The sequence below is a fragment of the Aquimarina mycalae genome, from assembly GCF_029906345.1.
Taxonomy (GTDB): Bacteria; Bacteroidota; Bacteroidia; order Flavobacteriales; family Flavobacteriaceae; genus Aquimarina.
This window is the reverse complement of record NZ_JARYGY010000025.1, coordinates 1-2,717: the sequence shown is the minus strand read 5'-3', so window position 1 is coordinate 2,717 and position 2,717 is coordinate 1. Positions and strand designations below refer to the sequence as shown.

Here is a 2,717-nt window from a genome sequence, read left to right as displayed (position 1 = left end):
ATGGTTCTTGTATATTTGGTAAGGCGCAATGTTTGCAGAAAGTAAAAGTTAGCAACCAATGCGCAGAAAAATCAAAAAGTAAGGTAACATTTTGCTCTGCTACGACACATATATTAAACGTTACCCAACATTAAATCAATAAAAATTGAATCCTAAATTAGAACTTTCTTTATTTTTTCTTTTCGCGTTTTTCTTTTTCAGAATAACTGGTAAAATAATTATAGGAAAACTAAAAAAATTTCATATCAAGCACAACCCGAAACTGGTAGAAAAAATGCCTGAAATTTTCACTTTTTTCAATTATTTTTTTTTGATGGGTTCAATAATGTGTTTAGTATTCATTGTTATGATTTGGACAGGTCTTGTAGAAATATGAAATAATTAGAAATTTCAAAAAATGTTCTGGAAAAAGAAAAAAAATAAACCAACGGAATTTAAATGCTCAGAATGTGGAAAGGTTCATTCTGAATGGCCAGCTCTGGCGTTTAAATCACCTGCGAATTACGATTTTCTTTCCGAACAGGAAAAGTCTGAATTTGGAAAATTAGACTCTGACTTTTGTGAAATTCATTATGATGACCAAATTGACCGATTTATAAGAGTAACGCTGACACAAAAAGTAAATGATACTTGCGAAAATCTGGATTATGGACTTTGGGTTTCGTTAAGCGAGAAAAGCTATTCGGATTACAAAGCAAATTTTGACAATAAAAACCATGAAACTGGATATTTTGGTTGGTTATGTAGCAATCTAGCTGAATATGGAGATACATCTTCAATTCCTTGCGATGTAATGACTAAATGTGGGCAAAAAAGACCTGAAATTTTTCCTCACCAAGATTTTGACCATCCATTTGTAAGAGATTATTACAATGGAATTTCAAAAAGTGAAGCTGAAAATCGGATAAATAAAATGATAAAAAACTTTGGGTAACAACATATATGTGATCATAGCAGCTAAGTGATGAATCGAATGGTTATTGTATTTTTGGTAAGGTGCATCGCTTGCAAAAAGTAAAAGTTAGCAATCAATGCGCAAGAAAAATCAAAAAGCAAGGTAACGTTTTGCCCTGCTACGACACATATATTAAACGTTAGCAAACATTTGAGAAAAGAAATAATAAATACTTGGAATGGAGAAAAAGTAGAACTGAATATAAGTTCTGATGAATATTGCTGCTGTCCTGTTTGCGGAAGAAAATCAGACGATAAAGAGTGGAGACCATATGATAAAAATGGCCACCCATCATATGACATCTGCTCTTGTGGATTTGAATATGGGTTTGATGATGACGGAGAACCTCCTTATGAAAAAAGCTGGAGTAATTATAGAAAAAAATGGCTGAATAACGAAATTCAACAGCACTTCGATAAAAAAATGACAAAATCGGAAAAGCTTGTTCAACTTAAAAATATTGGAATTGAATAATGGAATATATAATAATAACTATTTTAATAATTTTATTTGGGATTTTTCTTTATTGGGCATATTTACCTGACTATAAGCGGAACCCTAAAGAATTTTGGAAAACTATAATTGGAATGCCAATTGGAATGCTACTTGGCGGATTGGGATATACGGAATTAAATGACCGACTAAAAAAATGGGCAACGGATAAGAGTGGAAAAGAAAAAAATAAAGTCGAAAAATAAAACGATTTGTTAACATTATATATGAAATCAGAGCAATTTAAGGCTAGATCAAAAGTCATTTCCTTTTTGTAGTGGCGCTAGATTTTTATAAATTAAACAAGAAATAAAAATGCGCAGATAGATTGATTGGTTTAGATATACTTGCCTTGCTCCGATTCATATATTTGGCGTTGTGGTTAATGCAAGCAACATTCTGGAGAAAATGAAAAAAGAAAATTTGACCGAGTTGATTCTAAATCATTTTTTTGATGACTACCGAAAAGGATTAAGTTCAAGGTTTTATAAAAATCGAATTGGATTTGACCATCATTATGAAAATACTGATTCTAAGAATTCTGTTATAGTTGAATTAAAGAAAAATGGAATTGACTCACGAATTGAACTTAACGATAGCGGAATTCTATCCTTTAATTACTCAAAAGAAAGTAAAAATCATTCGGAAAGATTTAAGAACTGTTCAACTGATGATTTTCATACTATGTTAGCTCACGCTTTTATTTATTTGAAGGATGGGAATTTTGACTATCACAAAGAATGGTATGAAAGTTTAAAACGGATTTAAGTAACACTAACCACAACACAGTATAAAAATAATTGCTATTTTAGGCTTAACCAAAGTTCGTTGCAATTTTGTTACGTCTGATTTTCCTTCGGAAAATCCTCGCACACAAAACAGCAACTATTCTTATACATAAACGTTGTGCACAAGTGCTCACTCGAGCTCAAAAAAGTGTATATTAAATATAAAAAAATACTCTGCTCCTTTCTGATTTTAATCAATCTCCAAACGGATTTAAAACGCACTCAGCCTTTTTAATCGGATATTACTCTTGCTTTTATACGCTGATTTTACTCAACCGTGTTTTCTGATTTCTCTCTTTATTGCTCAAAAAACGGATTGCAAAACTTTAAAAACATAAAATAACCTGTGCACAACAATATGTCCTATGAAAAGCACTAGCTCAGTTTTCCAAAGTTAATATTTCTATTTTAATTATCTCATAATGGTTACTTTGAAGTGTTTAAATGTTGGCAATTCTCTTCCTTTTGTTGCAAATTGTCAA

Annotated in this window: 4 protein-coding genes; all 4 read left to right on the top strand. The window is 31.2% G+C overall.

Features of this window, described 5'->3' with window-relative positions; genetic code table 11:
• Positions 1 to 397 precede the first annotated feature (397 nt).
• The 4 genes from QBK95_RS22855 (at position 398) to QBK95_RS22840 (ending at position 2,215) form a co-directional block, all read left to right on the top strand.
• A complete protein-coding gene (locus tag QBK95_RS22855) occupies positions 398 to 934 on the top strand; it encodes a DUF2199 domain-containing protein (RefSeq protein ID WP_280936884.1) in 537 nt (178 codons plus the stop codon).
• Positions 935 to 1,105: 171 nt separating this feature from the next.
• Positions 1,106 to 1,429 carry a hypothetical protein gene (locus QBK95_RS22850; protein ID WP_280936883.1) on the top strand — a complete coding sequence of 108 codons (324 nt, stop codon included), beginning with the start codon at positions 1,106 to 1,108 and terminating at the stop codon, positions 1,427 to 1,429.
• On the top strand, positions 1,429 to 1,653 hold the full coding sequence (locus tag QBK95_RS22845) for a hypothetical protein (protein WP_271785456.1): 225 nt from the start codon (positions 1,429 to 1,431) through the stop codon (positions 1,651 to 1,653). Before QBK95_RS22850 ends, QBK95_RS22845 begins: the two co-directional genes overlap by 1 nt.
• Positions 1,654 to 1,855: 202 nt before the next feature.
• Positions 1,856 to 2,215, top strand: a complete 360-nt coding sequence (locus QBK95_RS22840) for a hypothetical protein (protein WP_280936882.1) — start codon at positions 1,856 to 1,858, stop codon at positions 2,213 to 2,215.
• Positions 2,216 to 2,717 lie beyond the last annotated feature (502 nt).

Bases quoted from the DNA above. Each gene is read 5' to 3' on its own strand.
- QBK95_RS22840 (WP_280936882.1), top strand. From the start codon at position 1,856: ATGAAAAAAGAAAATTTGACCGAGTTGATTCTAAATCATTTTTTTGAT.
- QBK95_RS22855 (WP_280936884.1), top strand. From the start codon at position 398: ATGTTCTGGAAAAAGAAAAAAAATAAACCAACGGAATTTAAATGCTCA.
- QBK95_RS22845 (WP_271785456.1), top strand. From the start codon at position 1,429: ATGGAATATATAATAATAACTATTTTAATAATTTTATTTGGGATTTTT.